19 protein-coding genes are annotated in these 16,102 nt (G+C 38.8%); 11 read left to right on the top strand and 8 right to left on the bottom strand.

Going from position 1 to position 16,102, the window contains the following annotated elements:
- Positions 1-67: 67 nt before the first annotated feature.
- Together IGI38_RS08685 and IGI38_RS08680 are read right to left on the bottom strand one after the other, a co-directional pair.
- Positions 68-589: an LURP-one-related/scramblase family protein gene (locus IGI38_RS08685; protein ID WP_438728874.1), complete on the bottom strand. Its 522-nt coding sequence runs from the start codon at positions 587-589 to the stop codon at positions 68-70.
- A gap of 24 nt (positions 590-613) precedes the next feature.
- The gene (locus tag IGI38_RS08680; RefSeq protein WP_438728872.1) at positions 614-1,477 is read right to left on the bottom strand and encodes a Cof-type HAD-IIB family hydrolase; all 864 of its coding nucleotides are present in this window, start codon (positions 1,475-1,477) and stop codon (positions 614-616) included.
- Positions 1,478-1,647: 170 nt separating this feature from the next.
- Between IGI38_RS08680 and IGI38_RS08675 the strand changes: the two genes are divergently transcribed.
- The 4 genes from IGI38_RS08675 (at position 1,648) to IGI38_RS08660 (ending at position 4,570) form a co-directional block, all read left to right on the top strand.
- The gene (locus tag IGI38_RS08675) at positions 1,648-2,328 is read left to right on the top strand and encodes a uracil-DNA glycosylase (RefSeq protein ID WP_438728870.1); all 681 of its coding nucleotides are present in this window, start codon (positions 1,648-1,650) and stop codon (positions 2,326-2,328) included.
- 158 nt (positions 2,329-2,486) lie between these two features.
- Positions 2,487-3,467 (top strand): phosphate acetyltransferase, encoded by a 981-nt coding sequence (pta, locus tag IGI38_RS08670; protein ID WP_438728868.1) that lies wholly within the window; start codon positions 2,487-2,489, stop codon positions 3,465-3,467.
- A 118-nt stretch (positions 3,468-3,585) separates the two neighbouring features.
- Positions 3,586-4,056 carry a tRNA (adenosine(37)-N6)-threonylcarbamoyltransferase complex ATPase subunit type 1 TsaE gene (gene tsaE / locus IGI38_RS08665; protein ID WP_438728866.1) on the top strand — a complete coding sequence of 157 codons (471 nt, stop codon included), beginning with the start codon at positions 3,586-3,588 and terminating at the stop codon, positions 4,054-4,056.
- Positions 4,049-4,570 (top strand): GNAT family N-acetyltransferase, encoded by a 522-nt coding sequence (locus tag IGI38_RS08660; RefSeq protein ID WP_438728864.1) that lies wholly within the window; start codon positions 4,049-4,051, stop codon positions 4,568-4,570. The genes tsaE and IGI38_RS08660 overlap by 8 nt, the downstream gene beginning before the upstream one ends.
- 24 nt (positions 4,571-4,594) lie before the next feature.
- On the opposite strand, the gene IGI38_RS08655 is transcribed toward IGI38_RS08660, so the two are convergent.
- Together IGI38_RS08655 and IGI38_RS08650 are read right to left on the bottom strand one after the other, a co-directional pair.
- Entirely contained in the window at positions 4,595-5,128 is a 534-nt protein-coding gene (locus IGI38_RS08655) for a 3'-5' exonuclease (RefSeq protein ID WP_438728862.1), read from the bottom strand.
- Positions 5,129-5,204: 76 nt separating this feature from the next.
- Entirely contained in the window at positions 5,205-5,960 is a 756-nt protein-coding gene (locus IGI38_RS08650) for an exodeoxyribonuclease III (RefSeq protein WP_438728860.1), read from the bottom strand.
- Positions 5,961-6,157: 197 nt separating this feature from the next.
- Here IGI38_RS08650 and IGI38_RS08645 point away from each other — a divergent pair, with 197 nt between their 5' ends.
- Both IGI38_RS08645 and murB read left to right on the top strand, forming a co-directional pair.
- Entirely contained in the window at positions 6,158-7,069 is a 912-nt protein-coding gene (locus tag IGI38_RS08645) for a Gfo/Idh/MocA family protein (protein WP_438728858.1), read from the top strand.
- Positions 7,070-7,155: 86 nt separating this feature from the next.
- On the top strand, positions 7,156-8,061 hold the full coding sequence (murB, locus tag IGI38_RS08640) for a UDP-N-acetylmuramate dehydrogenase (RefSeq protein ID WP_438728857.1): 906 nt from the start codon (positions 7,156-7,158) through the stop codon (positions 8,059-8,061).
- 48 nt (positions 8,062-8,109) lie between these two features.
- Here the strand turns inward: murB and IGI38_RS08635 are convergent, their stop codons facing one another.
- The 4 genes from IGI38_RS08635 to IGI38_RS08620 are packed head-to-tail and all read right to left on the bottom strand — an operon-like array spanning position 8,110 to position 10,993.
- Positions 8,110-8,733, bottom strand: coding sequence for an ECF transporter S component (locus tag IGI38_RS08635; RefSeq protein ID WP_438728855.1), 624 nt, complete (start codon positions 8,731-8,733; stop codon positions 8,110-8,112).
- 3 nt (positions 8,734-8,736) lie between these two features.
- Positions 8,737-9,279 carry a phosphopantothenoylcysteine decarboxylase gene (gene coaC / locus IGI38_RS08630; protein ID WP_088932118.1) on the bottom strand — a complete coding sequence of 181 codons (543 nt, stop codon included), beginning with the start codon at positions 9,277-9,279 and terminating at the stop codon, positions 8,737-8,739.
- Positions 9,276-10,001, bottom strand: coding sequence for a phosphopantothenate--cysteine ligase (locus IGI38_RS08625; protein WP_438728852.1), 726 nt, complete (start codon positions 9,999-10,001; stop codon positions 9,276-9,278). The genes coaC and IGI38_RS08625 overlap by 4 nt, the downstream gene beginning before the upstream one ends.
- Entirely contained in the window at positions 10,001-10,993 is a 993-nt protein-coding gene (locus IGI38_RS08620) for a YhdH/YhfP family quinone oxidoreductase (RefSeq protein WP_438728850.1), read from the bottom strand. The genes IGI38_RS08625 and IGI38_RS08620 overlap by 1 nt, the downstream gene beginning before the upstream one ends.
- A gap of 454 nt (positions 10,994-11,447) precedes the next feature.
- On the opposite strand from IGI38_RS08620, the gene IGI38_RS08615 reads away from it, so the two are divergent.
- Genes IGI38_RS08615 through IGI38_RS08595 form a run of 5 tightly spaced genes read left to right on the top strand, consistent with a single transcriptional unit; the run spans position 11,448 to position 15,829 of the window.
- Positions 11,448-11,990 carry a helix-turn-helix domain-containing protein gene (locus IGI38_RS08615; protein ID WP_438728848.1) on the top strand — a complete coding sequence of 181 codons (543 nt, stop codon included), beginning with the start codon at positions 11,448-11,450 and terminating at the stop codon, positions 11,988-11,990.
- Between the two features lie 17 nt (positions 11,991-12,007).
- Positions 12,008-13,096 carry an ABC transporter ATP-binding protein gene (locus tag IGI38_RS08610; protein WP_438728846.1) on the top strand — a complete coding sequence of 363 codons (1,089 nt, stop codon included), beginning with the start codon at positions 12,008-12,010 and terminating at the stop codon, positions 13,094-13,096.
- Positions 13,097-13,110: 14 nt separating this feature from the next.
- The gene (locus tag IGI38_RS08605) at positions 13,111-13,920 is read left to right on the top strand and encodes an ABC transporter permease (protein WP_438728844.1); all 810 of its coding nucleotides are present in this window, start codon (positions 13,111-13,113) and stop codon (positions 13,918-13,920) included.
- Positions 13,917-14,762, top strand: coding sequence for an ABC transporter permease (locus IGI38_RS08600; RefSeq protein WP_438728842.1), 846 nt, complete (start codon positions 13,917-13,919; stop codon positions 14,760-14,762). Before IGI38_RS08605 ends, IGI38_RS08600 begins: the two co-directional genes overlap by 4 nt.
- Positions 14,759-15,829 (top strand): ABC transporter substrate-binding protein, encoded by a 1,071-nt coding sequence (locus IGI38_RS08595; protein ID WP_438728840.1) that lies wholly within the window; start codon positions 14,759-14,761, stop codon positions 15,827-15,829. Before IGI38_RS08600 ends, IGI38_RS08595 begins: the two co-directional genes overlap by 4 nt.
- Positions 15,830-16,102: the final 273 nt, after the last annotated feature.

Raw genomic sequence — 16,102 nt, 5'->3', positions numbered from 1 at the left:
GGCGTTTCTTTACGTAAGTTAGAACTGTAGCAAGCAAAAGAGCTATGACAAAAAAATGTCATAGCTCTTAATTTTGAGAAAAAGTAACTTCAAAGGTTGTTTCAGGTTCTTTCTGTTTATTTCGATTGTAAAGCCAATAATCCATGATGGCTGCGACGCAGATGCAGACAGGCGCGTCTGCTGGATCGGTGACATCTAAGACATAATAGTCTCCAGTCAACAGAGTGGCTTTATCCATCGTCATAATTGATTGGTTAAAGTGATTAATTTTGTATTTATGATTATAAATATCTCCATAGACTGCCCAATGAAGTTGTTGAATGTAATAAAAGTCGCCGGGCCAATGAAAGATTTTATGAAGTACGCCAACTTTTGTGTGGTCACAGTAGATTTCAAATTTGCGCCCAAAAATGACGCTGGCTTGTTTAATATAGGCAACGATTTGACCGTCCATTGCGTAGAGTGAGAGGACATTTCCTTTGCGCCCCCAATGACCTACCATTAAGTATAAAGGAACACCTTTATTGTCCTTGACGATCGTTCGTGTCATGGAACTCAATTGTTTTTCTTGAATAAAAAATTCAGTCATGTTACTCACACCTTTTGATTTTTATTATTCAGAAAGGATTCGATCGATTGCCGTTGCTACTCCGTTTTCTTCATTCGTGTCAGTTACATCCTTAGCAATTTTTTTAATGGCTGGAGCAGCATTGCCCATCGCAAAACTTGTCCCTGCATAAGTCAACATGCTGACATCATTAAAATTATCGCCAAGTGCCATAACTTGATCAGCGGTAAAACCACGTTCCTCTGCAAATTGTTTTAAAGCGATTCCTTTTTGTGCATTAACGTGATTGATCTCAATGTTGGTCAATTCAGATGCAGCAATAGCAAGGTCGCCCATATTTTCTAATTCTTTGGTTACTTTTTTAAGCTGTTCCGGCCCATTCTTGTCAAAGGCAATAATTTTTAAGACTTCTTCGTCTTTCTCAATCAATGTCTTACGCATATCTTTTACAAAAGTAATAGGCGTTAGAGATAAATGTCGAGAAGAAGCCGCAATGGCCATTTTTTTAGAAATTCCCGGGACTTTATCTAAAATATGTTCAGAGAAAAATTCGATTCGCATCGGCTGATTTGAAGAGTATACATGTTCAGCAGTGAAAATCTCGTAATAAAGTCCAGCTTTTTCAATAGCGTCCATGACTTCAAAGGTTTTTTCCTTACCAATTGGAATGGTAAAGATAGTTTCTCGGTCAGCGTTTACGACATGAGCGCCGTTTAATAAAATCATCGGTACACGAATGTTTGCCTCATCTAAAGAGATTTTAGCGTGACTCATTCCTCGTCCGGTTGCTGTAATAAATTCAATGCCTTGTGCTTGAGCTTTCTGAATGGCTTCGATATTTGCTGTTGGAACTTGCATTTGGTCGTTCAACAGTGTACCGTCCATATCAGAAGCAATAAGTTTTATCAAAATTATTCACCTAGCTTTCCTATCATACAACGATAGTGTACCATAATCCCAAAGAGGATAACCATGTCGACTTTATTCTTTAAAAAGAATTATTTGAACAGGTAAGAGTTCAGCTTAACCGCCACACTAATTTACACATTAAATAATTATTGAATCAGGAGTGAGTGAGAGTGAAAGAAATTATCCATAATGATTGGCAAAATGTTTTAGCAGATCAATTTCAAGCATCCTATTATTTGAAATTGCGAGAATTTTTGAAACAAGAGTATAGTACGCAGAGAATTCATCCAGATATGTACCATATTTTTGAAGCGTTAGAATTAACGCCCTATGACAAAGTAAAAGTTGTGATTTTAGGTCAAGATCCTTATCATGGGGTAGACCAAGCTCATGGACTTTCGTTTTCTGTACAGCCAGGGGTGAAAATTCCTCCTTCATTGCGCAATATCTATAAAGAAATGCAAAGCGACTTAGGAATTCCACCAGTGCAGCACGGAAATCTTGTAAATTGGGCAAAACAGGGTGTGCTTCTACTTAATACGGTGCTGACAGTACGAGAAGGACAAGCATATTCACATCGCGGACAAGGGTGGGAACAATTAACAGATGCGATTATTGAACGATTGAATGAGCGGGAAAAACCAATTGTCTTTATTTTATGGGGAAAGCCAGCACAAGAAAAAATCAAGATGATTGATACCAATAAACACGCAATCATAAAATCGGTCCATCCATCGCCGCTATCGGCTCATCGTGGATTCTTTGGTTCGAAACCATTTTCAAAAACGAATCAAATATTGATGGAATGGGGCGAATCACCAATTGATTGGCAGTTGTCTGAAACAGTGTAGTATGACAACGGTTTCTGTTATAGGGACAGTTTGTGAAAATGGTATTAATTCATATTTACTAGATTTTAATTAGTAGTACAGGTAATCTATTCTGTCCTTTTCTTTTCATGTGAAGTATTGTATGATAAATAAGAAATAAATATCTGGAGGGTTTTATCGTGGATCTATTTGATAGTTTAAAATTTAAGATTATTCGTCGCAACATTCAAGTTGCATTCCCAGAAGCAACTGACGCACGTATTTTAGGTGCGGCCTCTCGTTTAAAAGCAGAAGAATTAATTGAACCAATCTTGATTGGTAATATGGCTGAAATTGAAAAAGCTGCGAATGCTCGTGGAATCGCTTTAAGCAACTTCACAATTATTGACCCTGATCATTTTGATCGTTGGGATGAGATGGTGGAAGCTTTTGTTGAACGCCGTAAAGGTAAAATCAGCAAGGAAGATGCTGAAAAAATTCTTAAAGATGAAAATTACTTTGGTACAATGTTAACTTATATGGGGATTACAGACGGTATGGTTTCCGGAGCGATTCATTCGACTGGTGATACTGTTCGTCCTGCTTTACAAATCATCAAAACCAAACCAGGTGTTAGCCGTACAAGCGGTGCTTTCTTGATGGTTCGCGGACGTGATCAAGAAAAGTATTTGTTCTCAGATTGCGCGATCAATGTGAACCCAAATGCGCAAGAATTAGCTGAAATCGCTGTAGAATCAGCAAAAACGGCTGAATTATTCGATATCGAACCAAAAGTTGCGATGATGAGTTTCTCAACAAAGGGTTCTGCAAAAGCACCAGAAGTAGAGAAAGTCGCTGAAGCAACGAAAATCGCTCAAGAATTAGCACCTGACTATTTGATTGATGGTGAATTACAATTTGATGCTGCTTACATCCCAGGCGTCGCTCAATTAAAGGCGCCAGATTCAAAGGTAGCTGGACAAGCAACTGTCTTTGTCTTCCCAGAATTACAATCAGGAAACATCGGCTACAAGATCGCTCAACGTTTCGGCGGATTTGAAGCTATTGGACCGATTTTACAAGGTCTGAACAAACCAGTTTCTGACCTTTCACGCGGTTGTAATGAAGAAGATGTTTACAAGCTATCAATCATCACAGCAGCACAATCTTTAATGAACTAAGAACTTAAGTGAGTATATTGAAGTATGCGATGCAGATTTTGTATCGCATACTTTTTTACTTTTCTCCAAGTGATTAAATCGTTATACTAAGTTGGTAATAGAAGAGAGGGGAAAAAGCGTGATAACGTTACTAGATACAGCAGCAACTGAAAAATTGGGAAGAATTATTGGTGCATCGGCTGAACCCAGCGACAACTTGGTACTGACGGGGGATCTCGGAGCTGGAAAAACAACTTTAACAAAAGGGATCGCTTTAGGGTTGGGGATTGATCAAATGATCAAAAGTCCGACTTACACGATTATTCGCGAATATCAACAGGGCAGCTTGCCTCTTTATCATATGGATGTTTATCGTATAGAATCTGGCGCAGATGACTTGGGATTAGACGATTATTTTGAAGGGGATGGTCTTTCTGTGATTGAGTGGGGTCAGCAATTAGGGGAGTTTATGCCGGAGGATTATTTAGAATTGATTTTGTCGAAGGATGATCAGGATGAAAATCTGCGTCGAGTGGAATTGATTGCAAATGGAGATCAGGCGCAAGCTTTTAAAGCTCGGATCGTAAAAGCGTGGGAAACCAATGAGTGAGGTTGAGATTACGATCCGAGAAGCGATCCCAGATGACGCCGGGAACCTATTATCTGTTAGTCGGCAGATCGCTGAGGAGACCGACTTTTTAATCATGGATGAAGTTGGTTTAGGTTTGAATGAAGAAATGCTGAGTCTTCAATTGGCCGATTTATATGAAAGTGAGAACAATATTTTACTATTAGCTTTAGCCGATAAAAAAATTATTGGTATGGCTTCGGTGAAATCAGCGCCAGAATTTACAGTAACACATATTGGCGAGATCGGTATTAGTGTGATAAAAGAATTTTGGGGAATTGGATTAGGCAGTGCACTTCTAGATGAAGTAATCTACTGGAGTGAACACGTTTCTTCTTTACGCCGTCTGGAATTGACTGTTCAAAAAAGAAATGAACGAGCTATCCATTTATATCAAAAATTTGGGTTTAACACAGAAGCAACGATGGAACGTGGAGCACGAGATGTGCAAGGCGCATTTCTGGATGTGCTGTTAATGAGTAAAATGATCAATTAAAAAAAGCGAAGCAGGACGCTTCGCTTACATGGGCAAGACTAATTTTTTTAGCGGATCTACACCAAAATGATCCTCTTGGTAGAGTAAGATTTTTGCACAGGCTCGGCTGTCTTCTAAAGCATCGTGGTGATGCTCTAATGGAATAGCAAGTTCTTCGCAGACCGAATTTAGTCGGTGATTTTGCATCTCTGGAAATAATCGCCGACTGGTTCTTACTGTACAGAGTGAAAGATAAGATGGCTGATCGATATGGTAATAATCAAGGCAACCGGCTAAAACTTTTGTATCAAAGCTGGCATTGTGAGCAACGATCAGGCGATTATTCTGAAAGTAGTGTTGGATTTCTTGCCAAACTTCAGGGAACTTTGGCGCGTCTTCAACATCTTCTGGATGAATCCCGTGGATTTGGATATTTTTCCAGAAAAATTCGGTCTCAGGTTTGATCAACGAATAATACTCGCCGACTATCTGACTGTTTTTTACCATTACGAGTGCTAACGAACAAGCGCTATGAGTTTGGTAATTAGCTGTTTCAAAGTCCATTGCGATAAAATTCAACGGGTTCACCTCTTCGCCATTGTTTTACCATATTTTTTTCAGCGGCGAAAGACTTGCAGTAAAAGCTTCAAACTTTTTAAAGATTGATGTCCAATTCTACCGGGCAATGGTCGCTGCCGAAAATTTCAGTATGGATTTTGGCGTCTTGTAATTTTTCTTTTAAATCATCAGAAACGACAAAGTAATCGATCCGCCATCCAGCATTGTTTTTACGGGCATTGAAGCGGTAGCTCCACCAAGAATAGATGCCTTCTTGGTCGGGATAAAAATGACGGAAAGTGTCAATATAGCCGTTCTCTAATAAGATACTAAATTTTTCTCGTTCTTGTAGTGTAAAGCCGGCATTTTTTTGATTTGTTTTCCAATTTTTCAAATCAATATTTTTATGTGCGACGTTCAAGTCACCGCAGAAAATGACCGGTTTCTTTTCTTTTAGTCCATTTAGATAGTTTAAAAAAGCTTCTTCCCAGGTCATGCGATAATCTAAACGTTTCAATTCGTTTTGCGAGTTAGGGGTGTAGCAGGTAATCACGTAATACTCAGGGTATTCCAGTGTGATAACACGGCCCTCCTGATCATGTTCTTCTACGTCGAGACCATAAGTCACAGCTATCGGTTCATGCTTAGTGAAAATCGCAGTTCCTGAATAGCCTTTTTTCTCTGCATAATTCCAATATTCATAATAACCTGGCAAATCCATTTCAATTTGTCCAGCTTGCAATTTGGTTTCTTGCAGGCAGAAAAAATCGGCGTCTAATTCATTAAAAATATCCATAAAATTCTTTTTCATCACGGCACGCAGCCCGTTGACATTCCAAGAAATTAATTTCACAGTGCATTCCTCCATACAATCAATGATGAGTTAATTGTAACGAAAAAAGGAAAGAATGCAAAGAAGCCAGTCTAACTTTTTCCAGTTTTCTACAGGAAAAAGAAAAACAGGAAATTCCTGTTAGGGACAGATAAATCTCTAGTTGGTTGATAGGCAGATTGAAAATGAATACATTAAAATAAAAAGGGGACCTACTTATGAAAATCGGAGTTATTGGTATTGGTGGTATCGCTCAAAAAGCTTACTTGCCAACATATGCAAAAATGCGTAAGGAAGCGACATTCATTTTTGCGACCCGTACCGAGGAAACACGAAAAAAAATTGCGGAGGACTATAATTTTTCTGATACAGTGGCAACGATTGATGAGTTATTAGCAGAAGATATTGATGCATGTTTCGTCCACGTAGCAACGAAAGTTCATTTTGAGATTGCTAAAAAATGTTTGGAGGCAGGCGTTGCAGTCTTCATTGATAAACCTGTTAGTGAAAATTTGTTGGAAGTACAGGAGCTGCAAAAATTGGCTAAAGAAAAAGATCGCTTATTCATGGTGGGCTTCAATCGTCGTTTTGCCCCCATGGTTGAGCAGCTAAAGCAGGTTCAAAGGAAACATATTATTCATTTGCAAAAAAATGAACCAGACCATGCGATGGATACACAATATGGTATCTATGATTTATTTATACATTTGGTGGATACTGCGGTGTATCTGTTGGATGATGAGATCATGAGTGTTCATTCTAAAATTCGTGAGGAAAAGGGTCAGATGGTATATGCGCAAATGCAGCTTTCGACAGCAACGACAGAATGTATCTTATCAATGGATTTAATGAGCGGCGGAAAGATGGAGCGTTATCAGGTCAGTTCGCCTAAACAAACAATGATCCTGGATCAGTTAACTGAATTAACGATCAAACAAGGACGGACAGAGGCGATTCACCGATTTGGCGACTGGACAACGACGCTGGAAAAACGCGGTTTTGAACAATTGGTGCTCACTTTCATTGCGGCATTAAAAGGTGAAGAGACTGATTTGCACCAAGAAAATGTATTGTTAAGCCATGAATTATGCGAACAAATGCTTCGTCAACACACTCGTCATGAACTATAAAGGGTGGTAAGTTTTTTTACCGCATGCTAAAATAGCAAGGATGTTTGAAAAAATTTACCCGTAGTGAACGAGAAAGGCTTATTAAAGTGAAAAAAACAGATTTAGCGAACGCGTTACCCAACTTGAAAATCCTTCTGGATGAACCCTTAATGAATTATACTTTTACAAAAACCGGCGGTCCTGTGGACGCTCTAGCATTTCCGAAAGACAATGAAGAGGTAAAGGCTCTAGTCGACTATTGTCGTATGAATGGTATTCCTTGGATTGTTTTAGGCAATGCCAGCAATTTAATTGTCAAAGATGGCGGAATTCGCGGTGTAGTAATCATGCTGACTGACATGACAACGGTTCGTGTGGAAGGTCACGCGATCACTGCTCAAGCTGGAGCAAAATTAGTTGATACGACGTATGTAGCGTTAGACCACTCATTATCTGGCTTTGAATTTGCTTGCGGCATTCCGGGAAGTATCGGCGGAGCGGTCTTTATGAATGCGGGCGCCTATGACGGGCAATTAGAAGATGTCTTTGAATCCGTCGACGTATTATTAGCTGATGGCACATTTGAAACTTGGCATAAAGATCAAATGAATTTTTCTTACCGTCATTCTGCGATCCAAGATCAACCTGCGATTGTATTAAGTGCTAACTTTAAGTTGATACCAGGTGATCATGCTCAAATCGAAAAACGGATGGCTGAACTAACTGAATTGCGTGAGTTGAAACAGCCGTTGGAGTATCCTTCATGTGGAAGTGTCTTCAAACGCCCAGTTGGACATTTTACTGGGAAATTGATCCAAGATGCTGGATTACAAGGATTGATTTGGGGCGGCGCGCAAATCTCTGAAAAGCATGCCGGGTTTATCGTTAATATCAACAATGCGACGGCTACTGATTATATCGAATTAATTGCCCATATCCAAAAAACAATCAAAGAAAAATTTGATGTGACCTTGGAAACGGAAGTTCGAATTCTTGGTGAAGAACCTAAATAATAAAAAATGCTAGATAGAAATCAACTTTGATTTCTATCTAGCATTTTTTTATTTCTTCATCAATCGCAATAAAACTGCACAAACTCCTGCAGTTGCTACCCCGGCTACGATAGCTTCGACTAAGCCGCTGCCAAAAATAATTCCTAAAATGACACCATAGACCGCGTCTGCAGTAACTTGTAAAACATTTGCATAACTGTCTCTAAAGAAGAAAAAGATCAAATTCATCACTAAAATAGTATTTGTCATTGATCCTGCTAAGCCAGCGATGAACAGACTAACCGGCAACGCTTTTTGTTTCATTAAACGGTGAATTCCTTTATAAACAAAATAGGGAACGACACCAATCAAAATACGGGGAATAATTGCTACAATTATAGCGCGCCAATCACCCTGATTCGTCAATGGATTTGCAATAAAAGGCGAAAAGACAAACGACATCGGTGTGATAATAACGGTTGCTCTGGCTAGGCTGATCACTCCAAAAATCGCTCCTAATCCAGCACCAATACGAGGCCCCAGTACGATAGATGCGATGATGACTGGAATATGCATCGTTGTCGCATTAATTGGACCAATTGGGATAAAACCAAGTGGGGTGACCGCTAAAATAATCATGATTGCTAAAAACATTGCGGTCAGTGTGAAGCTTCTTACATTTTTCTCTTTCATTAGTTACTCCTTCAGTGTCGAATTTACAATATGCACGATTTCAGAAATATCCGCTAAGGCACCACGGCCGTAATCGCCGCAAGCCAGTAAAGCTTCTCTTGGTTCAATCTCTTGATAGCCGACTTCTTTCAAAGTTGCTAAATTTCGTTGAACGATAGGGTTTTGATACATATAAGTATTCATTGCTGGAGCGATAATTTTTGGTGTATCGGGCAACAATGCCAAAGCTACAGTTGATAATAGATCATCCGCGATACCATTCGCCAATTTTCCGATGATATTTGCAGAGGCAGGAGCAACTAGGAATAGATCGGCTGCTTTTGCTAATGCGATATGATTGATTAACGCTGCATCTGGTTCCTCCATTACATCAAGATGGACAAGGCGATGAGACAATGACTGAATCGTCAATGGTGTGATGAATTCGGTACTGCTTTTTGTCATCACAACATCTAAGTTATAGCCAAGCTTTGTTAATTGGTTGGTGATATCGGCTGCTTTATAGGCAGAAATACTGCCGCTGACACCTAACAAGATGTTTTTCATTTTGCTTCCTCCAGTTTCGTGACTTCGTTTTTAATTAGTTCAGCGATTTCTGTTTTCGTGTGGGCTTCCTTGACTTCTTGCTGCTTGTTGATGAGATAACCATGGTGCTTTTCCCCACGTATTTCAGCTAGATCGTTGGCTAAGATAAAGTCGGCTTGGTTCTTTTTAAGACTCTCTTTTGCTACATTCAGTAATTCGATCATCGGTACGTCAACCAATAGTTTAAACCCAACAAGAATTGTTTTGGGCTGTAATTTTTTGATCAAAGAAATAATTTTCGGGTTTTTCTTTAATACGATTACTAAATGGTCAGTGTTTGACGAGATTTTTTTTTCTGTTCGTTCATTAGCAATATCAACCAAAGCTTTCGGCAGGTCAACAGGGTGAGTCGCCGTCGCTGCTTCTAAATCTTCGAGAGTAACTGAGCTTTCAGGGGTGAAATCACTAACTGCCATACTGTGGATGACCACATCATACGTATTAACCGACATTAATTCTCTCAAGACTTTTTCTAAATCAGCTGTTGATTCAATGTAATGTGAATGAATCATTTTTCCTTCTGGTTTGACAGCGTGGCGCGTAGTAATCATATCGATTACTACGTCATCCTCGGCAAACGCTTCAGCGATCGCCTTACCTAATTTTCCGCTGGAATGATTAGTAATTGCGCGTACATCGTCGATTTTCTCGGAGGTACCGCCTGAAGTAATTAGAATCCTCACTAATTTTTTCCTCCTAAAGCAACTACTGTACGTCCCACGTGTTTTCCGGCTAAAAGACTATCTGCGGTTTCCTGCACTTGCTCTAACTCAATTTGTTCAACTTGAAAATTCGTTGGCAGAGACCATTCGTTAGCCATTTTATTCCAAAGTTTTTGACGTTGTTCCATTGAGGCTTCAACAGAGTCGATGCCTAATAAATTAACACCACGTAGGATAAAAGGCAGGACAGTTGTGTTCAATTTGATTCCGCCGGCATTTCCGCAAAGAGCTAAGCTGCCGCAGTAATTAACAAATGGAATGACTTGAGCAATTGTATCGCCGCCAACAGTATCTACTACGAAATCGAAGAGCTGTTTATTTAATGGACGATTCTTTTCTGGGAACAACTCAGCAGGCGATAGAACAGAGGTCGCACCTAATTGTTTCAAATAGTCCGCTTGGTTCTCTTTTCGACTTAAAGCCACGATTTCTTTACAGCCGATTTGTTTTAGAAAATGCAAAGCAAACCCGCCAACGCCGCCTGTAGCTCCTGTAACGAGCACGCGACTATCTTTACCGAGCCCGTGTTTTTCCAAAGCATCTACAGATAACGCCGCCGTAAAACCAGCTGTTCCAAAGGTCATGGCTTGTTTAGCAGATAAATTTTTAGGAAGTTTAACAACCCATGAAGCAGGTACGACTTGCAGATCGCTTAAGCCGCCATCTTGTTTAACTCCTAATCCATAGCCAGTCACTAAGACTTCCTCATCAATAGTAAAGTGTGGATCTTTTGTATCAATGATTCTTCCTGCTAAGTCGATTCCAGGTGTCATCGGATAATCGCGTAGGACACCAGTGTTCGCCTTGGTAGCCAAGGCATCTTTGTAGTTGATACTAGAATAATTTACTTCAATCAGTACTTCGTTGTCTTCGATTTCCGGTTTGGAAAAAGTTTCAATCTCAGTGTGAAGGTTTTCATCATTAATTACACGTAATCGGCAATACTTAGTCATGGTCCATCCTCCTAGTTCTCTTTCAATGCTTTGCTTTTTTGATTGGGAAAAGCCCCATAGTTGCTGGAAATAATGAAAATACTAAACTGTTTTAGGGTAATTAAACTCGCAGCTAACTCACAAGTAAGGAAAGTATTTTTCAAAAAGTGCGAAAAATACTAAGTACTTCGCTGCGCATACGATCCAACTAGACGTACATCAATAAAAACTGTAAAAAGTTGGACTCGCAAATTCGGTTACTATTATCTTAGCGGAAATGAAGGAAAAAGCAAATTTCTTTTCTCTTTTATTTCCATAAAACTCTCCTAAGAAAATGGTTTTAAATGCTTGATTTTTAGCAAAAAGTTCGTATACTTGAATGGTGCTACTAAACAAGAAGTTTACTTTTAGCAAACAAGAAGGATCGCATATGATATAAATAATAATTTCAAGCATAGGAATAGGGAGTGAGACCATGGATATTGGTGAGAAGCTGCGCAATTTACGGATTCAAAAAAATTTAACACAAGAGGAGCTGGGGGAACGAACCGATTTATCCAAGGGGTACATCTCTCAATTAGAGCGCGATCTAAGTTCTCCTTCTATGGAGACTTTTTTTGATATTTTAGAAGTTCTAGGTGTGACACCGGCTGATTTTTTTAAGCAAAAGACCGGTGATCAAAAAATCGTTTATAAAGATGAAGACACAACTTTTTACAGTGATGAAGAACATGGCTACCATATTAAGTGGTTGATTCCTGAATCGAACGAAAAAGAAATGGAGCCCATTTTATTGACGCTAGACAAAAAAGGTCAGTATAAACAGTTCACTCCGTCACTCTCTGAAACATTTATTTATGTATTGGAGGGAAAGGTTGCGCTGCAATTTGGCGAGACCCTATATGAGGCAGAGAAGGGCGAAAGTATCTATTATGAAGCGAGTAAACCTCATCGATTGCAAAATCAGGCGGCAGGTATCAGTAAAGTTTTGATCGTCGCTACGGAATCTTATTTATAGAAGAAGGACGTGAAGTCATGGCAAATACTATTATTTCTTTTAAGGATATTATTAAACAATACAACGATGATGATCCCGTATTGAAAAAAATAAACTTTGATATTGAAGAGGGTCGTTTTTATACCTTGTTAGGACCATCTGGTTGTGGGAAAACGACTATTTTACGGATTATCGCCGGTTTTACAGATGTGAGCGAGGGCGATATTTATTTTGAAGGAAAACGAATGAATGATATTCCGGCTAACAAACGGCAAGTCAATACGGTCTTCCAAGACTATGCATTGTTTCCACATATGAATGTCTTTGACAACGTTGCTTTTGGTCTGAAGATCAAAAAAAAGTCGAAAAAAGAGATTGAAAAAAAAGTCTTAGAAGCATTAAAACTTGTTCAATTACCTGGTTATGAGAACCGGGAAATTACTGAAATGTCAGGTGGACAGCGCCAACGAGTAGCTATTGCACGGGCTATTGTTAATGAACCGAAAATCTTATTATTGGACGAGCCATTGTCCGCTCTGGATCTAAAATTACGGACAGATATGCAGTATGAATTACGTGCGCTGCAAAAACGTTTAGGTATTACATTTATCTTTGTGACGCATGATCAAGAGGAAGCTTTGGCTATGAGTGATGAAATTTTTGTCATGAACAAAGGTAAAATCGTGCAAAGTGGCACCCCTGTGGATATCTATGATGAACCAATCAATCATTTTGTCGCGGACTTTGTAGGTGAAAGTAATATTGTTGCTGGTGAAATGGTGGAAGACAACTTGGTCAAATTTGTCGGAAAGACATTTGAATGTGTTGATGGAGGTATGCGTCCCCATGAACCGGTTGAAGTTGTCTTGCGCCCTGAAGATCTAACATTGACAACTCCTGAAAATGGGAAATTAGTCGTTACGGTTGATACACAGTTATTCCGCGGTGTTCATTATGAAATGAATTGTATTGACTCCGACGGGAATGAATGGATGGTCCACTCCACTAAGAAGGCCAAGAAAGGCAGCAAGGTTGGACTGTATTTTGAACCAGAAGATATTCATGTTATGCGTTTCAATGAAAGTGAAGAAGACTTCGAAGCGCGCTTAGATAGCTACGAGGATTAGGGGGGGATCAAACAATGAAAAATATCCGGCGTTTTTATTCAATCCCTTATTTTTTTTGGCTGTTGTTTTTTGTTATCGCGCCTGTAATTTTAATTGTGTATCAATCGTTTTTTGATATGCATGGGAATTTTACGTTAAGCAACTATCATACGTATTTAACCTCTAAAACGTACTTGATGATGACGGTCAATTCCGTGTTGTTTGCTTTTTTGATTACCTTGATGACCTTGCTGATCAGTTATCCAACGGCATACTTCTTATCAAAATTGAAGCATCGTCAGTTACTACTGCTGCTTGTCGTTTTGCCGACTTGGATCAATTTGCTGTTGAAGGCATATGCGTTTATTGGAATATTTAGTGCAAATGGTTCGGTCAATGATTTCTTAAGTTTTATTGGGATCGGTCAGAAGCAGCTGTTGTTTACCGATTTTAGTTTCATGTTTGTAGCAGCCTATATTGAACTGCCATTTATGATCATGCCGATTTTTAATGCGTTGGAAGAAATCAATCCTTCCTTGATCAGTGCGAGTCGTGATCTGGGAGCGAATAATATTGATACTTTTCGTCGTGTGATTTTCCCGCTTTCCTTAAACGGCGTGAAAAGTGGTGTGCAAGCCGTCTTTATTCCGTCATTGTCACTCTTCATGTTGACACGTTTGATTGGCGGCAATCGAGTGATCACATTGGGAACAGCAATTGAAGAACATTTCTTAGTTACTCAAAACTGGGGAATGGGGTCGACGATCGGAGTTATTTTGATTGTTGCGATGTTCATCGTCATGATGTTGACGGGTGAAAAACGTAAAGGAGGTCGGGTGAAGTGAGAAGAAGAACATTTTCTTGGTCAACGGTCTATTTAATTTTTGTATTTATTTTGCTGTACATCCCGATCTTTTATTTAATCTTTTATTCCTTTAATCAAGGTGGAAATATGAGTACCTTTACCGGTTTTACTTGGGAACATTATCAAAGTCTTTTTTCAGATAAACGGTTGATCAGTATTGTTGTTCAAACCTTCGTACTGGCTTTTTTGTCAGCCTTACTTGCGACGATGATCGGAACCTTTGGTGCGATGGGGATTTATTATACGAGAAAACGGAATTCACGAAATGTTCTGTTAGGATTAAACAATATTTTAATGGTGTCGCCAGATGTTATCATTGGTGCCAGCTTTTTGATCTTGTTTACTATGCTTGGCGGTGTCTTGAAAAATTTCCAACTCGGGTTTTTCAGTGTATTGCTTTCCCATATCGCTTTTAGTATTCCTATCGTAGTTTTGATGGTACTGCCGAAATTAAAGGAGATGAATGATTCTATGATAGATGCGGCTCGCGATTTGGGAGCCAATAATTTTCAAGTCTTATCAAACATTATTCTACCGTTTTTAACGCCGGGAATTATTGCGGGCTATTTCATGGCCTTCACTTATTCACTTGATGATTTTGCAGTAACGTTCTTTGTTACAGGAAATGGGTTTACGACTCTTTCAGTGGAAATCTATTCTCGCGCGCGCCAAGGGATTAGTTTAGAGATCAATGCCTTATCTACACTTGTTTTCATTTTCTCGCTTTTGTTAGTAGTTGGTTACTACTTTATTAGTCGCGACACCTCAAAAAAAGCTCGAAAACGCAAACGTGATTTTGAGGAGGTGGCCGTACTAAAATGAGAAAATTACAGTCGCTTTTTATTGGTGTTATTGCCATTATTCTTTTGCTAACTTTTTTGGTTATTCGTTTGAATCATTCGTCTAATGCCAGCTCCAAAGTATTGAATATTTACAATTGGGGCGATTACATTGATCCTGATTTGATTAAAGAGTTTGAAAAAGAATACGGCTATAAAGTTAATTATGAAACCTTTGATTCAAATGAAGCAATGGAGGCAAAAATCAAACAGGGCGGTACAGCTTATGACATTGCGATTCCTAGTGAATATATGATTCAAAAGATGAAAAAAGAAAAACTATTGCTGCCATTGGATCATTCAAAGATTCAGGGGTTAGACAATATCGATCCGCGCTTTTTAGATTTGGATTTCGATAAGGACAATAAATATTCAATTCCATATTTTTGGGGAACATTAGGGATTGTCTATAACGATAAATTTGTATCTGGGGATAAGATTCAACATTGGGATGATCTGTGGCGTCCAGAGCTGAAAAATAATATCATGCTGATTGATGGAGCTCGTGAGGTTATGGGCTTATCACTAACGACACTGGGCTATTCAATCAACAGTAAAGATAGCACGCAATTAAATCAAGCCATCAAAAAATTGAGCAGTCTAACGCCTAATGTCAAAGCAATCGTTGCAGATGAGATTAAAATGTACATGGCGAACGAAGAAAGTGCGGTTGCGGTGACTTTTTCTGGTGAAGCAGCAGATATGATGTCTGAAAATAAACATCTTCATTACGTTATTCCGCCAGAGGGATCGAATCTTTGGTTTGATAATATCGTGATTCCTAAAACATCGAAGAATCAAGAGGGAGCTTATGATTTCATCAATTTTATGCTGAAACCAGAATCAGCGAAACAAAATGCAGAATATATCGGCTATTCTACACCGAATAAAAAAGCATTGGCAATGCTGCCCAAAAGTGTTTCCGGTGACAAACAGTTTTATCCAGATGATGAGACAATCAGTCATTTAGAGGTTTATAAGGATTTAGGTCCGAAATATTTAGGAATCTACAATGATCTATATCTGGAATTTAAGATGTATCGGAAATAAGATTATAGTAAGAAGGTACAGATTTGTTTAGTATTAATTAGTGACAGAGCAACATGATAAACTTATTTCGAGTCAAATAGATTATAAAGGCAACCACTTTAGCAACTACGCTAAAGCGGTTGTCTTATTTTTTTCTTATTAACCACATGGTTTATTCCCTAAAAAAAGGTTTTTTTGATGTAAATAAACTCGAAAATAATTTTATTTTAAAAATGATACTTGGAAAGGATGAAAAAGAGAGTTTTTTTAACTTAATATTAACTTATCATAAAA

The sequence above is a fragment of the Enterococcus sp. AZ128 genome (genome assembly GCF_051714485.1).
Lineage (GTDB): Bacteria > Bacillota > Bacilli > Lactobacillales > Enterococcaceae > Enterococcus_A.
This window is presented reverse-complemented; position numbering and strand designations above follow the sequence as displayed.

Bases quoted from the DNA above. Each gene is read 5' to 3' on its own strand.
- IGI38_RS08615 (WP_438728848.1), top strand. From the start codon at position 11,448: ATGGATATTGGTGAGAAGCTGCGCAATTTACGGATTCAAAAAAATTTA.
- IGI38_RS08635 (WP_438728855.1), bottom strand. From the start codon at position 8,733: ATGAAAGAGAAAAATGTAAGAAGCTTCACACTGACCGCAATGTTTTTA.
- IGI38_RS08605 (WP_438728844.1), top strand. From the start codon at position 13,111: ATGAAAAATATCCGGCGTTTTTATTCAATCCCTTATTTTTTTTGGCTG.
- IGI38_RS08685 (WP_438728874.1), bottom strand. From the start codon at position 589: ATGACTGAATTTTTTATTCAAGAAAAACAATTGAGTTCCATGACACGA.
- IGI38_RS08610 (WP_438728846.1), top strand. From the start codon at position 12,008: ATGGCAAATACTATTATTTCTTTTAAGGATATTATTAAACAATACAAC.
- IGI38_RS08620 (WP_438728850.1), bottom strand. From the start codon at position 10,993: ATGACTAAGTATTGCCGATTACGTGTAATTAATGATGAAAACCTTCAC.
- IGI38_RS08595 (WP_438728840.1), top strand. From the start codon at position 14,759: ATGAGAAAATTACAGTCGCTTTTTATTGGTGTTATTGCCATTATTCTT.
- IGI38_RS08645 (WP_438728858.1), top strand. From the start codon at position 6,158: ATGAAAATCGGAGTTATTGGTATTGGTGGTATCGCTCAAAAAGCTTAC.
- IGI38_RS08660 (WP_438728864.1), top strand. From the start codon at position 4,049: ATGAGTGAGGTTGAGATTACGATCCGAGAAGCGATCCCAGATGACGCC.
- coaC (WP_088932118.1), bottom strand. From the start codon at position 9,279: ATGAAAAACATCTTGTTAGGTGTCAGCGGCAGTATTTCTGCCTATAAA.